At 66.9% G+C, this 15,551-nt stretch carries 19 protein-coding genes; 15 read left to right on the forward strand and 4 right to left on the reverse strand.

The features are described 5' to 3' along the window. The first annotated feature begins 11 nt into the window (after positions 1-11). The 12 genes from VI056_01720 (at position 12) to VI056_01775 (ending at position 11,611) form a co-directional block, all read left to right on the forward strand. Positions 12-1,016: an ATP-binding cassette domain-containing protein gene (locus tag VI056_01720; GenBank protein HEY6201736.1), complete on the forward strand. Its 1,005-nt coding sequence runs from the start codon at positions 12-14 to the stop codon at positions 1,014-1,016. Beyond that, a complete protein-coding gene (locus VI056_01725; protein HEY6201737.1) occupies positions 1,013-1,807 on the forward strand; it encodes an ABC-2 family transporter protein in 795 nt (264 codons plus the stop codon). Before VI056_01720 ends, VI056_01725 begins: the two co-directional genes overlap by 4 nt. After that, on the forward strand, positions 1,807-2,592 hold the full coding sequence (locus VI056_01730; protein HEY6201738.1) for an ABC-2 family transporter protein: 786 nt from the start codon (positions 1,807-1,809) through the stop codon (positions 2,590-2,592). Before VI056_01725 ends, VI056_01730 begins: the two co-directional genes overlap by 1 nt. 43 nt (positions 2,593-2,635) lie before the next feature. Continuing rightward, the gene (ispG, locus tag VI056_01735; protein HEY6201739.1) at positions 2,636-3,838 is read left to right on the forward strand and encodes a flavodoxin-dependent (E)-4-hydroxy-3-methylbut-2-enyl-diphosphate synthase; all 1,203 of its coding nucleotides are present in this window, start codon (positions 2,636-2,638) and stop codon (positions 3,836-3,838) included. Further along, positions 3,813-4,559: a pentapeptide repeat-containing protein gene (locus tag VI056_01740; protein ID HEY6201740.1), complete on the forward strand. Its 747-nt coding sequence runs from the start codon at positions 3,813-3,815 to the stop codon at positions 4,557-4,559. Before ispG ends, VI056_01740 begins: the two co-directional genes overlap by 26 nt. A gap of 131 nt (positions 4,560-4,690) precedes the next feature. Beyond that, on the forward strand, positions 4,691-6,397 hold the full coding sequence (locus VI056_01745; protein HEY6201741.1) for a proline--tRNA ligase: 1,707 nt from the start codon (positions 4,691-4,693) through the stop codon (positions 6,395-6,397). Next, on the forward strand, positions 6,397-7,470 hold the full coding sequence (gene ruvB, locus VI056_01750) for a Holliday junction branch migration DNA helicase RuvB (protein ID HEY6201742.1): 1,074 nt from the start codon (positions 6,397-6,399) through the stop codon (positions 7,468-7,470). Before VI056_01745 ends, ruvB begins: the two co-directional genes overlap by 1 nt. Continuing rightward, on the forward strand, positions 7,467-8,219 hold the full coding sequence (locus VI056_01755) for an EAL domain-containing protein (protein ID HEY6201743.1): 753 nt from the start codon (positions 7,467-7,469) through the stop codon (positions 8,217-8,219). The genes ruvB and VI056_01755 overlap by 4 nt, the downstream gene beginning before the upstream one ends. A gap of 173 nt (positions 8,220-8,392) precedes the next feature. Beyond that, positions 8,393-9,421 (forward strand): PQQ-dependent sugar dehydrogenase, encoded by a 1,029-nt coding sequence (locus tag VI056_01760; GenBank protein HEY6201744.1) that lies wholly within the window; start codon positions 8,393-8,395, stop codon positions 9,419-9,421. A gap of 86 nt (positions 9,422-9,507) precedes the next feature. Beyond that, positions 9,508-9,834: an iron-sulfur cluster assembly protein gene (locus VI056_01765; GenBank protein HEY6201745.1), complete on the forward strand. Its 327-nt coding sequence runs from the start codon at positions 9,508-9,510 to the stop codon at positions 9,832-9,834. Positions 9,835-9,887: 53 nt separating this feature from the next. After that, the gene (locus VI056_01770) at positions 9,888-10,208 is read left to right on the forward strand and encodes a hypothetical protein (GenBank protein ID HEY6201746.1); all 321 of its coding nucleotides are present in this window, start codon (positions 9,888-9,890) and stop codon (positions 10,206-10,208) included. A 32-nt stretch (positions 10,209-10,240) separates the two neighbouring features. Further along, the gene (locus VI056_01775; GenBank protein ID HEY6201747.1) at positions 10,241-11,611 is read left to right on the forward strand and encodes a serine hydrolase domain-containing protein; all 1,371 of its coding nucleotides are present in this window, start codon (positions 10,241-10,243) and stop codon (positions 11,609-11,611) included. On the opposite strand, the gene VI056_01780 is transcribed toward VI056_01775, so the two are convergent. After that, complete coding sequence (locus VI056_01780) at positions 11,608-12,186, reverse strand: cob(I)yrinic acid a,c-diamide adenosyltransferase (protein HEY6201748.1); 579 nt, start codon at positions 12,184-12,186, stop codon at positions 11,608-11,610. The genes VI056_01775 and VI056_01780 overlap by 4 nt on opposite strands. 77 nt (positions 12,187-12,263) lie before the next feature. Here VI056_01780 and VI056_01785 point away from each other — a divergent pair, with 77 nt between their 5' ends. The 3 genes from VI056_01785 (at position 12,264) to VI056_01795 (ending at position 14,009) form a co-directional block, all read left to right on the forward strand. Beyond that, on the forward strand, positions 12,264-12,419 hold the full coding sequence (locus VI056_01785; protein ID HEY6201749.1) for a hypothetical protein: 156 nt from the start codon (positions 12,264-12,266) through the stop codon (positions 12,417-12,419). Between the two features lie 92 nt (positions 12,420-12,511). After that, positions 12,512-13,537: a recombinase RecA gene (gene recA, locus VI056_01790; protein ID HEY6201750.1), complete on the forward strand. Its 1,026-nt coding sequence runs from the start codon at positions 12,512-12,514 to the stop codon at positions 13,535-13,537. Beyond that, complete coding sequence (locus tag VI056_01795) at positions 13,521-14,009, forward strand: regulatory protein RecX (GenBank protein HEY6201751.1); 489 nt, start codon at positions 13,521-13,523, stop codon at positions 14,007-14,009. The genes recA and VI056_01795 overlap by 17 nt, the downstream gene beginning before the upstream one ends. Here the strand turns inward: VI056_01795 and VI056_01800 are convergent, their stop codons facing one another. From VI056_01800 to VI056_01810, 3 genes are all read right to left on the reverse strand, one after another. Continuing rightward, entirely contained in the window at positions 14,010-14,444 is a 435-nt protein-coding gene (locus VI056_01800; protein ID HEY6201752.1) for an NUDIX domain-containing protein, read from the reverse strand. Further along, complete coding sequence (locus VI056_01805) at positions 14,441-14,737, reverse strand: 4a-hydroxytetrahydrobiopterin dehydratase (protein ID HEY6201753.1); 297 nt, start codon at positions 14,735-14,737, stop codon at positions 14,441-14,443. Before VI056_01805 ends, VI056_01800 begins: the two co-directional genes overlap by 4 nt. Continuing rightward, the coding region (locus VI056_01810) for an MFS transporter (GenBank protein ID HEY6201754.1) at positions 14,724-15,551 on the reverse strand (828 nt) is incomplete at its 5' end. The genes VI056_01805 and VI056_01810, both read right to left, overlap by 14 nt.

The following is a 15,551-nucleotide window of genomic DNA, read 5'->3' on the forward strand; positions in this document are numbered from 1 at the left end:
CTGTGACCCCCATGGATGCGCCGGTCGTCGACGTGCGCGCCCTCCGCAAGGTCTACCGCGTCACCGAACGCGAGACCGGACTTGCGGCCACGTTCCGCTCGATCGTCAAGCGCCGGTACCGCGAGGTCCTCGCGGTGGACGGCATCACGTTCCACATCGATCCAGGCGAGGTGGTGGGCTTCCTCGGGCCGAACGGGGCGGGAAAGACGACGACGCTCAAGATGCTCTCAGGCCTGCTCTACCCGACCGGCGGTGAAGCGACGGTGCTGGGCCACGTACCGTGGCGCCGCGAGGGCGACTTCCTCCGCGGGATGACGCTCCTCATGGGGAACCGATCGCAGCTGGTGTGGGACATCCCGGCCGCCGACTCTTTCCTCGTGCTGAAGGAGATCTACGCCGTTCCCGCCGCGCAGTACAAGCGCACGCTCAACGAGCTCACCGAGCTGCTCGAGCTCCAGCCGCTGCTGCACAAGCCGGTGCGTGGGCTCTCGCTCGGCGAGCGCATGAAGGTGGAGTTCGCGGCCGGCCTCCTGCACTCGCCGGGCGTCGCCTTCCTCGACGAGCCGACGCTGGGCCTGGACATCTCGATGCAGGGACGCATCCGCCGCTTCGTCGCGGAGTACAACCAGCGCAGCGGCGCGACGATCCTGCTCACGAGCCACTACATGGACGATGTCGTCGCGCTGTGCCGCCGCGTGATCGTCATCCACCACGGTGTGCTCCTGTACGACGGTGCGCTCGCGGATCTCGCCGAGAGGATGGCGCCGTACAAGCGCATCACCGTGACGCTCCGCGGCTCCGTCGGCGACCTCTCGACGTTCGGCGAGGTGGTGTCGAGCAACGAGAACGTCGCGACGATCCACGTCCCGCGCACGCAGGCCGGCGAGCGTACGGCGCGGCTCGTGCGCGAGCTCGGCGATCAGCTGGCAGACATCAGCGTCGAGGATCCGCCGATCGAGGAGGTCATCGACAAGGTGTTCTCGGAGGAACGCCCGCTCGCGGAGGCGACGGCATGATCCGGATATACCGGCAGCTGCTGATCGCGCAGATCCAGGCAGCGGCGCAGTACCGCATCCAGGCGCTCCTCTGGATGCTGTTCTCGATCATCCGGCCGGTCATCTTCCTCGCGGCGTGGACGGCGGTCGCGACGGCTCAAGGAGGCAGCGTGGGCGGCTACTCCGCCAGCGACTTCGCCGCGTACTACATCGCGCTGACGATCGTGAACCACCTCTGCATCGCGTGGAACTCGTTTGAGTTCGAATTCGAGATCCGGCAGGGCCGTCTCTCCCCGAAGCTCCTCCGTCCTCTCCATCCGCTGCACTACTCGGTGGTGGAGAACCTGGTTTTCAAGATCACCACGCTCTTGCCACTGTGTCTCGTGCTCGTGATCGTGGCACTCACGTTCAACGTGCGGTGGAGTGGCGAGTGGTGGCATCTGGTGCTCTTCGTACCGAGCATCATCCTCGCCGCGGCGCTGTCGTTCATGCTTGGATGGGTCGTCGCCACCGCGACGTTCTGGCTGCAGCGCATCAATACCGTGAACACGCTGTTCCAGCGCACTGCCTTCATCTTCGCGGGCCAAATCGCGCCGCTGGCACTCATGCCGGAATGGATGCAAGTCGTGTCATATGCGCTTCCCTTCGCGTACATCCTCGCGGTCCCCGCGGAGATCCTGCGCGGCGGTGTGACGCTCGAGCGCTGCCTCCTGTACCTGGTCGGTCAGGCGGTGTGGCTTGGACTCACGATCATCGCGTTCCGGTTCGCGTGGCGCGCCGGACTGCGGGAATTCAGCGCGGTGGGCGCCTGATGCGGTACTTGCGGATGTTCCGCGCCTTCGCCTCTACGGAGTTCCAGTTCGAGATGGAGTACCGCGGGAACTTCTACCTCAGCATCCTCGAGATGTTCCTGGTCATCGGCACGAGCATCGCCGCGGTACTCGTGATGTTCGGCCACACGACGACGATCAACGGCTGGACCCTACCTCAGATGATCGTGCTGCTCGGCGTGTACTACCTCATCCAGGGTGGTGTGAATCTCGTCTTCTCGCCCTCGTTCGAGCGGCTGATGGAGCACGTCCGCGTCGGCACACTCGACTTCCACCTGCTGAAGCCAGTCAACACTCAGTTCCTGGTCAGCACTCGGCATCTCAAGATCATCCGCGGTGCGGACCTTTTGCTTGGCCTCGTGGTCGTCATCGTTGGCCTGGCACAGGTGGGAGACGAGGTCGGGATCGGCCAGGCGATCATGTTTGCGTTGTCGCTCCTCTTCGGTTGGACGCTGGTGTATTCGCTGCTCCTGGGTCTGGTCACGCTGTCGTTCTGGTTCGTTCGGGTAGAGAACCTGCTCGCGATCTTCTGGGCCTTCACCGAGGCCGGACGGTTTCCCGTCGACGTCTATCCGCTCTGGCTGCGCGTGTCGCTCAGCACGGTCGTCCCGATCGGGATCGCGGTGACCGCTCCGGCCAACGTCATCGCGGGCCGCATGGACTGGGTCGCAGTTGCGCTGCTCGGAGCGGGCACGGTGCTGACCGTGGGCATCGCGAGCGCGCTCTGGCGTTGGGGGCTTAAGAGTTACACCGGCGCAAGTGCGTAGAAGTCTCGCGTTCGAGACAGTTTTCGACCGTACACTTGTTCTCATGGGCGCACAGATGAGCGTCGACCTCAACCTGCCGGAGGACCGTGTCGGTCCGCGCCCGCGGCGCAAGTCCAAGCGCGTCTGGGTCGGCGGGACGGCCATCGGCGACGGCGCGCCGGTCTCGGTGCAGTCGATGTGCACGACCCTCACGCACGACGTCGACGCGACGATCCGCCAGATCGAACGTCTCCAGGAGGTCGGCTGCGAGATCGCCCGCGTTGCGGTCCCGGACAAGCGCGCCGGCGAGGCTCTGAAGGAGGTCGTCCGCCGCAGCATCCTTCCGATCGTCGCGGACATCCATTTCGACTACAAGCTCGCGCTGATGGCCCTCGACGCGAAAGTGCACAAGCTCCGCCTCAACCCGGGGAACATCCACAACAAGGACGGCGTGCGCGAGGTCGTGAAGCGCGCGAAGGTGCAGGGCACCCCGATCCGCATCGGCGTGAACCACGGCTCTATCGGTGACCGCCAGCCCGGCGACGTGCGCGACGAATCGCAGCGGATGGTCGACCTCGCGCTCAGCGAGATCAAGATCCTCGAGGACCTCGACTTCGACAACATCGTCGTCAGCGTGAAGGCGTTCGAGGTGCCGACGATGGTCGCGGCGTACCGGCGCCTCGCGAAGGCCGTTCCGTACCCGCTGCACCTCGGCGTCACCGAGGCGGGCACGCTCGTCGCGGGCTCGATCCGTTCGACCGCCGGCATGAGCGTCCTTCTCTACGAGGGCATCGGCGACACGATCCGCGTGTCCCTCTCGGAAGACCCGGTGATGGAAGTGACTGCCGGATTCGACATCCTGAAATCGCTTGGCCTTCGCGATCAGGGCCTGACGCTCGTCGCGTGCCCGTCGTGCGGCCGAGCGGACATCGACCTCATCCCGCTGGCCAAGGTCGCCGAAGAGCGTCTCCGCGCCCTGCCCACGCCGATGAAAGTCGCGGTCATGGGGTGCGAGGTCAACGGACCCGGTGAGGCGAAGGACGCCGACGTCGGGATCGCGGGCGGCGTGGGGAAGGGTGCGATCTTCCGCAAGGGCAAGGTCGTCGGCGTCTACCCCGAGGACCAGCTCATGGACGCGCTGCTTGCCGAGATCGACAAGATCCTCATCGAGAACGGCAAGGAGCCGTACTCGCAGAAGGCGCCGAAGCTCACGCACGAGGGCCAGCTGACGCCGGGGCGCAGTGTCCCTGCCGGACAACGAACCTAGTCAGCCCGACGACGAACGCGTCGTCGCGCTGCATCGCGTCACGCTCACCGCGGTCGACTTCCGCCGCGCGCGCTTCGACAAATTCTCGCTCGGCGGCTGCCTCTTCGATCGCTGCGACTTCCGTGGCCTGAAGCTCGACCGCCGCCTCGCGCCGCTGTTCGTCGCTCTCCCGCGCAGCGTCTTCCGCAGCTGCAGGTTCGATGGCGCGGACCTCCACGACGCGCTCCTTGGGCAGTCGCGCTTCGAGCGCTGCAGCTTCGACGACGCGAGCATCGACGGGAGCCAGACCGAGACTGCCGAATTCGTCGACTGCCGTTTCGCGGGTACGCTCGACGACCTCACGTTCTACGGCGCGCCATCTGGACCGGAAGCGAAGCGGCTCGATCCACCGCGCCGCCGCAACGAGTTCCGCGGGAACGATTTCCGTGACGCGGAGTTCCACGACGTCGCGTTCGTCGCCGGGATCGACATGGCCCTGCAGCGGTTCCCGGATGACGAGCTGCATGTCCGGGTCGAGGGCTTCCAACGCGCCGTAGCGAAAGCGCGGACCGATATCAAGAACTGGTACGAGCGCGACCGCGTGCCGGCGTTGGCCATGCTCGCGACCCTCGATGCCCGCTGGCGCGATCAGGACATCGTCGTCGCCCGCCGCTGGACCCCTCGCATCAAGGCGCCAGACCGCGTGCAGGCTCGCGTATGGGAGCTGCTCGAGCACATCTGACCGCGCAGGCCGGGTACTATTCGACGCGATGCGTTCGCGAGGGTCCACGTACCGAGTCCCGCGCTAGCCGGCGCCGCTCAGGCGCCGGCACCGTATTCGCGCGGCCAAATACGACCCTCGGAGTTGACCCTATGAGACAGTCGACGCTCTTCGGACGCACGTTGCGTGAGGCGCCTGCGGACGCGCAGACGCCCGGTCATCGACTCATGCTGCGCGCGGCGATCGCGCGCCCACTCGCCTCGGGCCTCTATACCTGGCTGCCCCTTGGATTCCGGGTCGCGAAGAAGGTCGAGCAGATCATTCGTGAGGAGATGGACCGGATCGGCTGCCAGGAGATGGAGATGCCGGTCCTCACGCCCAGCGACCTCTGGAAGACCACCGGTCGGTGGGAAGCGCTCGAGCCGATCACGTTCCGCACGAAGGACCACAACGGCCGCGAGTTCATGGTGAGCTACACACACGAAGAAGCCGTCCATTCACATGCGATGAGCGAGATCCAGTCCTACAAGCAGATGCCGGTGATGGTCTATCACTTCCAGTCGAAAGGACGAGACGAGGCGCGCCCGCGCGCCGGACTCTTGCGTGTGCGCGAGTTCGTCATGAAGGACGCGTACTCCTTCGACATCGACCAGGCCGGCCTCGAGAAGAGTTACAAGGCGCAGCACGGAGCGTACGAGCGGATCTTCCAGCGCATGCACCTAGACGCGGTCAGCGTCGAGTCCGACACCGGGGCAATGGGTGGCGATACCGCGCACGAGTTCCAGGTGCTCACCGAGATCGGTGAAGATCGCATCGTCGTCTGTCCCAACTGCGACTATCGCGCGAACATGGAGAAAGCGACGCGATCCGGCAAAGCGCCGATGCGCGAGGAAAGCGTGCCCCAACGAAGCGAGATCTCGACGCCAAGCACTACGAGCATCGAAGGGCTGCAGGCCGCGCTCAAGGTCGACGCCGATCGCCTGCTCAAGACGCTCCTGATGCGTGACGCCGCCGGCAAGGTCGTGGCTGTCGTACTGCCCGGAGATCGCGATGTCAACGAGGCCAAGCTCCGGAAGATCCTCGGCACGAGCGATGTGAAGTTCGCCGGAGATGCTGACTTCATCGCTGCCGGCGCGGTCGCCGGCTACGTCGGACCGGTCGGGCTCCGTGCGCGAACGCTTCTGGACACCTCGGTCGATGAGCGTGCGTACATCGCCGGCGCGAACAAGAAGGACACCCACCTGCGCAACGTTGTCGCCGGGCGGGACTTCGAAGGTGAGCGCGTGGATGCGCACGATGTGCGCGAAGGCGACGTCTGCCCGAAGTGCAAGAAGGGCCACGTGTCGATCAAGCGCGGTGTCGAGGTCGGGAACATCTTCGCGTACGGCACGTACTACTCGGACAAGATGAACGCGACCTTCCTCGCGGAGGATGGAACGAGAAAGCCGTTCGTCGGCGGGAGCTACGGCATCGGCGTGGGTCGAGCTGTCCAGACCATCATCGAAACGAACCACGACGAGAAGGGCATCCTCTGGCCCATCTCGGTCGCGCCGTACCAGGTGCACGTCATCGCTCTCCCGTCGAACGACGAAGCCGTGCGCACCGCGGCCGATGCGTTGGTCGCGGATCTGGAGCACGCCGGCGTCGAGGTCCTGTACGACGACCGTGAGGAGACCGCGGGCGTGAAGTTCGCCGATGCCGACCTCATCGGCATCCCGTTCCGCGCCACGGTCTCGAAGCGCACGCTCAAGGAGGACCAGGTCGAGCTCAAGCCGCGCAGCGCCAGCGAAGCCGAGATGGTGCCGCGCGCGACGGCGACGGAGCGGATCGCGGGCACCGTGCGACGGGCTCTCGCTTGATCGGCGACGGGAAGAGACCGCGCGACGTCGCGCCGGCGGTGCGTGAGGAACGCGAGCGCTCGCTCGAGGCGACACTTCGCCCGCAGCGGCTCTCCGACGACGAGTACATCAATCAAGACAACGTCAAGAGCCAGCTGCGGATCCTCATCGAAGCGGCGAAGGCGCGGGGCGAGCCGCTCGATCACGTCGCGCTCTACGGCCCACCGGGAGTGGGAAAGACGTCGCTTGCGAATGTCATCGCGCACGAGCTCGGCGTGCCGATACGGATCACGAGCGGGCCCGCGATCGAGCGCGCCGGCGATCTCGCCGCGATCCTGACCAACCTCCAGGCGGGTGAGGTGCTCTTCATCGACGAGGTCCACCGCCTGCCGCGATTGGTTGAGGAAGTGCTCTACCCGGCTATGGACGTCTATCAGCTCGACATCGTCATCGGCAAAGGACCGGGGGCGCGCACACTGCGCCTCCCGCTTCCGCGCTTCACGCTCGTCGGCGCGACGACACGCATCGGCCGGCTCTCATCGCCGCTGCGCGACCGCTTCGGCGCGACGTACAAGCTCGACCTGTTCGAGACGGAGGCGCTCGAGAAGGTCGTCCGCCGATCGGCGCGCATCCTCGGCGTCGAGATCGAGGCCGCCGCCGCGCACGAGATCGCGCGACGTTCGCGCGGCACGCCGCGCATCGCGAACCGCTGGCTCAAGCGAGTGCGCGACTTCGCTCAGGTGAGACACGACGGGCGGGTGACGCTCGCAGTCGCGCGCGAGGCGCTCGCAGCGCTCGAGGTCGATGACAAGGGTCTCGACGCGGTCGACCGCACGCTCCTCGCGGCGATCGTCGACAAGTTCGCCGGCGGACCGGTAGGTCTCGAAACGCTTGCGGCGGCCCTCAGCGAGGACGCGGAGACCATCGAAGATGTGTACGAGCCGTACCTCATGCAGCAGGGGTACCTCAAGCGGACGCCGCGCGGCCGGGTCGCCACGGAGCACGCGTACCGCCACCTTGGTCGCACCCCGCCGACCGGAGCGACGCTGTGGAACGGCGCGCAGCCGGACGAGCCGTCGAGGTCGGAGGAGTGATCGGCGAGAGTCGCTTCGAGCTCGAGCGCGCGATCACGCAGAACGAGCTCGAGCTCCACTACCAGCCGATCTTCGACATCAGCGGCGATGCCCTACGCGGTGTCGAGGCGCTCGTCCGGTGGAAGCATCCGCAGAAGGGCTTGGTCTCGCCGCATGCCTTCCTTCCGACCGCCGCGCGAGAGGGCCTCATGCACGCGCTCACAGCGTGGGTGCTGCGCGAGGCGTTGCTGCAGGCGAGCGTCTGGCGCAAGGATGGCCTCACGCTGAACATCTCGGTCAACATCGCGGCGAGCGACCTCGGCGATCAGCGCTTCGTGCGCCTGCTGGACCGGACGCTCAAGATCACCGCCGGCTCGTCGGCGTTCAGCGCGGAGATCCGCGCCGATGAGACCGCGGAGGCATCCAGCGCGGGTGTGCGCGAGCTCAGCTCGCGCAAGATCCCGATCGCACTCGATGACGTCACCAGCGTCACGCAGCTCGACAGTGCTTCGCAGTGGCCGCTCGACACGGTGAAGATCGGGCGCGAGATCATCGGCCACGCACTCGAGGATCCGAAGTCGGGGGAGATGGCCCACTCCATCGCGCAGTTCGCTGGGCAGCGGGACATCGGGATCGTTGCCGTGGGCATCGAGAGCAAGGAGATGCTCGGCCTCGCTCGCGCGCTCGGCTGCGTCGGCGTGCAGGGGTACCTGCTCGCGAAGCCGATGCCGAGTCCCGCACTCCGGCGCTGGGCGAGGGCTGGCGCCTGAAGCGCGGGCTGACGCTGGCGCTCGCGACCATCGTCGCGTGCGCGCAGCCGGCCACCGCGCCGACCGCGACGCCGGCGGCGACCGGGTCGCAGCCCGCGCGATCAACAGCACCGGCCACGCCGACCCCGACGCCGACACCCTCACCGCGGCTCGGTCCGGCCGTCGTCGAGAACGTGCAGCTCATCGCCAGCGGCCTCGAAGCGCCGTGGTCGGTCGCCCTCGCGCCGGATGGGCGGCTCTTCGTCACCGAACGCCCGGGCCGCGTTCGCATCGTTCGGCTCGGAGCCGGCGGTGGTCTGGAGGCGCGGCCGTGGGCGACGCTCCCGGCGCGCGCGAATCCGGATGCGGAACGCGGGCTGCTCGGGATCACGCTCGATCCCGATTTCGCGCGGAACGGCTTCGTGTACCTCTATTACTCGTACGCTGGTGCGGGCGGCGCGACGCTCAATCGACTGGTGCGCATGCACGACGCGAACGGCGCGGGCACCGACGAGACGATCCTCGTCGATAACATCCCCGGATCGTCGAATCACGACGGCGGCCGCATCGCGTTCGGACCCGACGGCAAGCTGTACGTGGCGACGGGTGATGGCGAACAGCAGGCGCGTGCGCAGGATCGGAACTCGCTGGGAGGCAAGATCCTGCGGCTCGAGAAGGACGGCAGCGTGCCATCGGACAATCCGTTCGCGGGCTCGCCGGTGTTCTCACTCGGACATCGCAACGTGCAGGGGCTCGCATTCCAGCCGGACACCGGCGTCCTCTATGAAACGGAGCACGGACCGAGCGGACTATTTCCGGCCTGTTGCCAGGACGAGGTGAATCGGATCGAGGCCGGCGCGAACTACGGCTGGCCGATCGTCACGGGCAAGCCTGGTGACGCGCGCTTTCGCGATCCGATCGCATGGAGCGGCAACTTCGACACGTGGGCGCCGTCGGGAGCTGCCTTTGCGACGAGGCCCGGCCCGCTGCGCGGCTCGTTGCTCTTCGCGACGCTGCGTGGCCAGCATCTGCATCGGATCGTCTTCACACCCGACGGTCGCGGCGTGGCCTTTGAGGAGCGGCTTCTGGTGAACCAGTACGGCAGGCTCCGCGACGTCTACGAGATCGCGAGCGGCGAATTCCTCGTGCTCACGAGCAACCGCGATGGACGCGGCCGGCCTGCAGCGGACGACGATCGCGTCCTGCTCGTGACGCTCCGTTAAGCGTCAGGGAAGAGCAGGCCCATGAGACAATCGGTGCCTACATGGACGTGGCTCGCTCGGCGCTGAGCGGGCCGGAAAGGACCGACATGGCCACAGAAGAAACCGCGGCGAAGCCGGAGAAGGCGTCGTCGCCGATCGTCGCCGAGGCCGAAAAGCAGGAGAAGATCCTGAACGCGCTTCAGGCCGTCCTCGATCCCGAGATCGGACTGTCGGTCATCGATCTCGACCTCATCCGCGAGGTCGTCTTCACGCCGGACGAGGCCGAGGTGAAGATGGTGCTCACCACGCCGTTCTGCCCGTACGGCCCGATGCTCATCAACCAGATCCAGTCAGTGTCCGAGCAGGCAGCCGAGATGCCGGTGAAGGTCACCGTGTTGCCCGACCACTGGGAGCCACCACCCTGGCTGCGATAGCGCCGAAGCCGCGGGCACGAAGTCACTTCGCGGTCAAGTTCGCCGCGGCCACGATGCGCATTGCGGCGCTCCTCTTCTTGCTCGGAGGCGCGGCCGGGGTTTACGCAGCCAGCCAGTATCAGGTGCCCGCGGGCGCGATCGAGCTCTTCCCGGGCGCCGCGTTGGCCGTCGGCATCCTCGGTCTGGTCTTCGCCCTGATCTACGCGCTGGTGCTCTGGGGATTCGCGGACGGTCTCGTTCTGCTCGCCGACCTCGACGACGCGCAGCGCGCGACACAGCGGCAGCTGGCAGATCTCACGCTCGCGCAACGGACCGCCCGCGGGCCATTTCATAGCGAGGTCGTCGCAGGCTCAAAGCCGCCCGAGGGCAGCTAGGAGCTGAAGACCGCGGCTTAGGATGCGCTTCTATGGCGGTCCGCGATTCCGCACCCCCAGGCACACTCGGCAGAGAGTTAGATCAGGTCATCGCAGACGCGAGCAGTCGCTTCAACGTGCCTGGGATCGCCGTCGCGCTCATCTCCGGCGAGGACCATCTGACAGCGGCGGTCGGCGTGACGAGTGTCGAAAACCCCCTGCCGGTCGACGCCGACACGCTCTTCAGGATCGCTTCGATCACCAAACCGATCACGGGAACTGCGCTTATGAAGCTGGTCGAACTCGGTCGCCTCGACTTCGACGCACCGATTCGCTCCTATCTTCCCGACCTCCGCCTCGCTGACGAGGATGTTGCCGCTCACGTGACGATGCGGCACATCGTTACCCACCGCGTAGGGCTATCGAGCCGCATGAAGAACTTCGGTGGTGGCGACGACGCCCTAGCAAAGTGGACCGCTCACTTGAGCGATCTTCCCCAGCGCGCGAGACTCGGAGAGCTGTTCTGCTACTCGTGGGACTTCCAACTGACAGGACGCGTCATAGAGGTCCTGACCGGAAAGACCTACGAGGACGCGATTCGTGAGCTCGTCCTGGTCCCTCTTGGGATGACTCGATCGTGCTTCTTCGCGAGGGACGCCATCACATATCGCGTCGCCGCCGGGCATGACGTAAAGGATGGAAGGCCGCAGGTCGCACGACCTTGGATGGAGGTGCGCAACGGGCATCCCTCTGGCGGGATGCTCTCGACCGCCAGCGATCTGATGCGGTTCATGCGTCTGCACCTCGGGCAGCTTTCCGCGGGAGGTGAGCGGCTGCTGTCGGAAGAGTCCATCGCGTTCATGGCCTCCGCGCTGACCTCCGAAGGGGCACACGGTGTGACATGGTGGCGGTTTACGGTGAACGGACTCCTCGTGATCGAACACGCCGGCGGGTATCCGGGTTTCCTGGCTGAGCTTGTGCTCGTGCCGGCCCGGCAATTCGGTATCGCGGTCCTTACGAACATCACACGCACGGGCTACCAGCACCGCGTACCCGAGATCGGGGTCGTCAGCGGCGACATCGTGGCGTGGGCGCTCTCGAGGTGTCTCGACCTTCACGTACCGGCCGACAGGCCGCTCACGCTCGCGGCGAGCGAGCTGTCCGCGTATGCGGGGAGGTATGCGGGGGAGTTCGGCGAGATCGATATCACCGTAGGCCAGGGGTGCTTGGTAGTGACGCGGCATGCCGGCCCTGATGCAGCGCCACCACGTCCATACAGCGTGGCGTTCTACGAACCCGACAAGGTGTTCCATCTGGACGGAACGGATAAGGACACCCGCGGGGGATTTGTACGAGATTCGCGAGGCGATGTGGCGTGGTTCAGGCCTTCCATCCCGGAGATCTATCACCGCCAGAGGGTCTAGCGACGCGCACCGGGTCGGCTTTTCTCCACCGTTCGTGCGAGCACGAAGAGCAGGTCCGATAGCCGGTTGAGCCAGGGCAGCAGCACACCGCCGGAGACCGTGCCCGCATCGACGCAGGCGACCACGCTTCGTTCGGCCCGACGCGCGACCGTGCGCGCCTGATCGAGCGCAGCCGAAATTGGACTCTCGCCCGGTATGACGAAACGGCCCTCGATCGGCGTGCGCGCCTTCAGCCATTCCAGAGCGCTGTCGACTTTCGCGAGGGCGGCGTCGTCGAGTCGCGTCTTGAGGCGCGCGAGGTCCTCCCGCGGTGTCGCCACCTCGGACATCGCGATGTACAGGCCCCGCTGCAGTTCCAACAGCTGCCGGCCCATCGTCGACCTCGGTGCCATCGCGCGCGCGACGCCGATCGCGCTCTGCGCTTCGTCGAGGTCGCCGAGAGCGACGATACGAGGATCTGTCTTGCGCACGCGACCCTTGCCGAAGAGCGACGTCTCGCCGCCGTCCCCAGTACGGGTCGTCACGCGCGCCGAGCGGGTGGTGGCGTGCGGTGATGAGCGCTTTCGGGCTGGCACGCGCGAGAGCATACGAGCGACACGCGCTATGCTCGCTTCTGTCCGGACTGCTTCCACCCGGACGGGAGGGACCGAGAATGCCGACTGGTCGAGGCGAGGCCAAAGACAAGAACGCGAAGAAGAAGTCAAAAGAGCAGCTCGAAAGAGAGCTCAAGAAGAAGACGGTGGCCGCGCCGGTCCAGCCGATGACAATCGAGCTCGTGCCCCGCAAACGCAAGGAGAAGGACTGGTAATAGGGGTCTTTCGCGCGCATCCATACGGCGCCGGTGTGCAGCAAGCCGGCGCCGTTTTTCGTTTCGGAAGCTAAGGTGTGAGGACGGAATAGATGGCAGTGACAGAGAAGACAAGGGCGATCGACCAGGCGATCCTGCAGATCGAGAAGCAGTTTGGTAAGGGCTCGATCATGAAGCTCGGCGCGAATCCCGAGGACAAGGTCGACGCCATCCCGAGCGGATCGCTGGCGCTCGACCTCGCGCTCGGCATCGGCGGCTACCCGCGCGGTCGCGTGGTGGAGATCTACGGCCCCGAGGCCTCCGGCAAGACCACTCTGACGCTGCACGCGGTCGCCGCGGTGCAACGCGCCGGCGGCACGGCTGCGTTCATCGACGCCGAGCACGCGCTCGACTCTCAGTGGGCGCGCACCTGCGGCGTGAACATCGACGAGCTGCTCATCTCGCAGCCCGATAACGGCGAGCAGGCCCTTGAGATCACCGACACGCTCGTGCGGTCCGGCGCGGTCGACCTCGTCGTGATCGACTCCGTCGCCGCGCTCGTGCCGCGTGCGGAGATCGAGGGCGAGATGGGGGACGCGCACATGGGCCTGCAGGCACGGCTCATGAGCCAGGCGCTGCGTAAGCTCACCGGTTCGATCTCGAAGACGAAGACGACGGTCATGTTCATCAACCAGCTGCGCGAGAAGGTCGGCGTCGTGTTCGGGAACCCCGAGACGACGTCGGGCGGCAAGGCGCTCAAGTTCTACGCGTCGATCCGCCTGGACATCCGGCCGATCGAGCCGATCAAGAACGGCACCGAGATCATCGGCCGCCGTGTTCGGGTGAAGGTCGTGAAGAACAAGGTGTCGCCGCCGTTCCGCATCGCCGAGCTCGAGATCCTCGCCGCCGAGGGCATCTCGCGCGAGGGCGGGCTGCTCGACATGGGCGTGACCACGGGTGTGCTCGACAAGTCCGGCGCCTGGATCAACTACGGCAAGCAGCGCATCGGTCAGGGTCGCGAGGCGGCGAAGCAGTACCTGCGCGAGAACACGGCCGTGGCGAACGAGATCGAGGCGAAGGTGCGCGAGCGGTCCGGCGCGGCGGCGGTTGCCGCAAGCCCGGATGGCGAAGAGGGTTAGGCCGGCCGCCACACCGGTCGGCGACGCCTACGACACCGCCGTCCGTTACCTCGCCGGGCGTCCGCACACCGTCGCGGAGATCCACCGGCATCTGCGTTCGAAGAAGTTCGACGTCGAGACGATCGATCACGCGGTCGACCGCCTTCGCGCGCAGCGCTACGTCGACGACGAGGCGTTCGCGCGGTGGTGGGTCGAGCAGCGGGAGCGCTTCAAGCCGCGTGGCGATCGTGCGCTGCGGACGGAGCTCGCGCAGAAGGGCGTCGGGCGCGACGTCGTCGACATCGTGCTCGGCGAGCGCGCGCCGGACGCGGATGTCGAGCAGGCGCGCCGCGCGTTGTCGCGTCCGCTGACCCGTTGGGCGAACATGCCGGACGCGGAGCGCAAACGGAAGATCCACGCGTACCTCGCGGCACGCGGCTTCGACTACGACACGATCGACGAAGTGACGCGCCGCGAGGTCACGGACGAGTAGCTACGCCGAGGTGCTGAGGCGCGCCGCAAGGCGGCGCACCGCCTCGCGAGCCTCGGGCCAGTGCAGGAGCGCCACAGCCTCCTCGACCGTGGTCCATCGGGCTTCGTCGTGCTCCTCGTTCAGCGTCGGTTCCCATCCCGCCGGCGCCTCCGCGGCGAAGCTATGGACGGTCACCGCGTGCAGGTCCGCGGGATAGTCGTAACGCTGACGCAGCTCCGGCGTGATCGGGTAGGTCACCGGTGAGCCGAGGTCGAGCAGATCCGCGCCGGTGAGGCCCGATTCCTCGCGCAGCTCCCGGCGCGCGGAGTCCGCGATGTCCTCGCCGTATTCGACGACGCCGGCGACGACATGCCAGTAGCGATCGTCAGTCCGGTGCATCAGGAGGACTTTGTCGTCCCGATACACGAAGACGCCGGCCTCCCAGGGGGTCCTCATGCCAGCTCGTCGATGCGCCGCGCCAGCTCGACGTCCGCGTCGGAGATGCCGCCCGTCAGATGCGTCGTGAGCACGACGCGCACCTTCCGGTAACTCTCGATGTGGATGTCGGGGTGATGGTTCGCCTCGTTCGCGGCCTCCGCGATGCGGTTCACGAACGCGACCGCGCTCTTGAATCCCTTCAGGGTGAACGTGCGTGTGATCGTGTTCGCTTCGCGCTGCCACGCGCCCGACGCGAGCAACTGGGCGAGCGCGGCCTCGTCGAGCCGCGTCTCACTCTCAGGCGGAGGCACGGAGCAACCGGCTGAAGCCGACGCCGAACACGATCCCGCCGCAGAAATACATGAGCGAACCGACCAGGAGCGGTAGTGCGAAGACGCCTGCGCCAAGCAGGGCGCCCGATGCGAGCGGCCCGAGGGCGTTCGTGAAACCCCACACCGCGAAGCCCGAGCCCACCGCCGTCGCGCGCTCCTCGGGAACGGTCGTGGCCATGAGCAGCGACTGCTGGAACGGCCACGACAGATTGGTGAAGAAGCCCCGGACCACGAACAGCCACGCGGCGACGACGAAAACGGGCGCGAGCACGATGAGCGCGAGGCACGTGCCGCTCGCGGACAGCGCGAGCAGCATCGTGTGCGGTCCGCCGAGCTTTCGCTCGAGGAATGGCACGACGACCACAGTACCGAGCGAGACGATCTGCGTCGCCGCGTACCACGGTCCGAGGTCTGCCTCGTTGACGCCGAAGCGCAGGCCGAACCAGAGGGGCAGCAGCTGGACCGCGATGCCGAGGCCGAATCCAAGGAACCCGATGCCGAGCGCGTACGTCGCGATCGCCGGGCGCGATCTGCGCGGCAGCCAGCCCGACGCCACCCGCGCGGCGCGCACGCTGGTGTCTTCACGCAGCGGGATGAGCAGCGCGGAGGCGGCGACGGTGAGCGCGGCCATCGCGAAGTAGGGGAGCCGGTAGCTCTCGAGTTCGCCAACGCCATAGCTCGTTCGGAGCAGCGTTGGCACGGCCGCGGCGACGGATCCGCCCGCAAGGGCGAGGCTCCAGAGCGCCTGACTCGCCGCGAACACGCGCGTGCGCTGCGCCTCGCCCGCCTTCTC

The organism is Candidatus Limnocylindria bacterium, assembly GCA_036523395.1.
GTDB lineage: Bacteria > Chloroflexota > Limnocylindria > P2-11E > P2-11E > CF-39.